The organism is Azospirillum griseum (assembly GCF_003966125.1).
GTDB classification, from domain to species: domain Bacteria; phylum Pseudomonadota; class Alphaproteobacteria; order Azospirillales; family Azospirillaceae; genus Azospirillum; species Azospirillum griseum.
The window spans coordinates 1-1949 of the sequence record NZ_RXMA01000085.1; the positions used below are offsets into that span (position 1 = coordinate 1).

2 protein-coding genes are annotated in these 1949 nt (G+C 67.4%); one reads left to right on the forward strand and one right to left on the reverse strand.

The annotated features are described in order from the left end of the window. Window positions 1–100 precede the first annotated feature (100 nt). Complete coding sequence (gene tnpC / locus EJ903_RS26190; RefSeq protein ID WP_246016002.1) at window positions 101–1330, forward strand: IS66 family transposase; 1230 nt, start codon at window positions 101–103, stop codon at window positions 1328–1330. Here tnpC and EJ903_RS26195 read toward each other — a convergent pair. Further along, a partial coding sequence (locus tag EJ903_RS26195) for a transposase (RefSeq protein WP_210211575.1) occupies window positions 1267–1949 on the reverse strand: 683 nt, incomplete at its 5' end. The genes tnpC and EJ903_RS26195 overlap by 64 nt on opposite strands.

The following is a 1949-nucleotide window of genomic DNA, read 5'->3' on the forward strand; positions in this document are numbered from 1 at the left end:
TTCGAGATGAACGTCGAAAGCTATCGGCGGCGAGCCGCCCTGGAGCGTAAACGCGGACCAGGACGCCCGCCCTCCCGCGCGACAATCAACGCCAACCAGATTGACGCGCCGCGACAGGAGGCTTGAAAACCGCCGCCGCGCGCGACAATCATCCTTCAGCCGCGACCCCAGCTTTTCCCATCCTGATTGCCGCGCTCCCTCATCCAGATTGTCGCGCCATAACGTCCGCCCGGCGCTGTCGTGCCGGTGCTGTGAGAGCATGGTGCAGGCACCGATGCCGTCACTGCCCATCGAGCGCGGCCTGCCCTCGGCCGGGCTGCTGGCGCATGTGCTGATCGCCAAATATTGCGATCATCTGCCGCTCTATCGGCAATCGGCCATCTACGCCCGCGAAGGCGTGGAATTGGAACGCTCGCGGCTGACCGACTGGGTCGGCAAGGCGGCGGCGCTGATGGCGCCGCTGGCCGAGGCCATTGGTCGGCACGTGCTGGCTGGTTCGGTTCTACACGCGGACGACACGCCGGTGCCGGTGCTCGACCCCGGGCGTGGCACGACCAAGACGGGGCGACTGTGGGTCTATCTGCGCGATGAACGCCCGCATGCCGGACAAGGGCCACCGGCGGTGCTGTACCGCTATACCCCCGACCGCAAAGGCGAACATCCGCAACGGGAGCTGGCCGGCTTCCGTGGGCACCTGCATGCCGACGGCTATGGCGGGTTCGATGCTCTGTACGAAGCCAAGGGCGGCAAACCGGCCGCTGTCGCCGAAGTGGCCTGTATGGCTCACGTGCGCCGGAAATTCTTCGACGAGCACACCGAAACCGGCTCGCCGCTGGCCGCCGACGCGCTGAAGCGGATCGGCAGGCTGTTTGACATCGAACGCCCCCTGACCGGCCAGCCCGCCGAGGACCGCCGCCGGATTCGCCAGGCGGAAGCCCGTCCCGTTCTCGATGAACTGGCCACCTTCCTCGACGCCGCCTTGGTGCGCATCCCCGGCAAGGGCGACCTAGCCAAGGCGATCCGCTACGCCCGCTCGCGCTGGACGGCACTGACGCGCTACGTGGACGACGGCCGGCTGGAGAACTCCAACAACGCCGCCGAACGAGCGATCAGGCCGTTGGCCATCGGAAGACGCAACTGGATGTTTGCCGGTTCCGACGCCGGCGGGGAGCGTGCCGCGACGATTTATACCATCGTGGAATCCGCCAAACTCAACGGCCTCGATCCCCAGGCCTACCTGCGACATGTGCTCGACCGCATCGTGGATCACCCGATCAACCGAATCGCCGATCTCCTGCCCTGGAACGTCACGATTCCCGACCACGGGTGAATGGAAGCGGAGCCGTCAACCCAATTCCGCCGCAGCCGCCAGACGACGCTTACCTTCTGGTCGGCGAAGACATGCTCGACGGCGGATCGCACCATCGAACGGGCGCGGTTGGCGCGCTGGTGCGGCTTCGGCATCGACCGTCCCTTCGGCTTGCGGAAATGCACCATACTGCGGCGGCCCGCCGCCGCGATGGCCGCTTCATTGGCTTTCGAGCGATAGGCGCTGTCCGCCCACACCCGGCTGTCGAAGGCGCCCGGGTTGAGCAGGCCCGGCAACTGCGCACCATCGTGCCGCGCGGCGTCGGTAACGGCAAAACGCCGGATCAGGCGGAACCGGCGGTCGATGTTGATGTGCGACTTGTAGCCGAACGCCGGGATCAGAAGCCCCTCCACCATGCGCGCCTCCGAACCGTCGAGCGCCGGTCCCGGCTTCGCCTTGACCCGCCCCCGCTTCACCGTCCAGCGTGCCTGCGTGTCCTTCTGGCGCGCCTTGGCCGGTGGCCAGGGCGGGTCTTCGCCGTCACGAATTTGCCGCTTCTCCTCCCGGGTCAGCCGCTGCCTGGGCGCTTCCACGATGGAGGCGTCGACGATCTGGCCGCCCAGCGCGAAGTAGCCGCGCT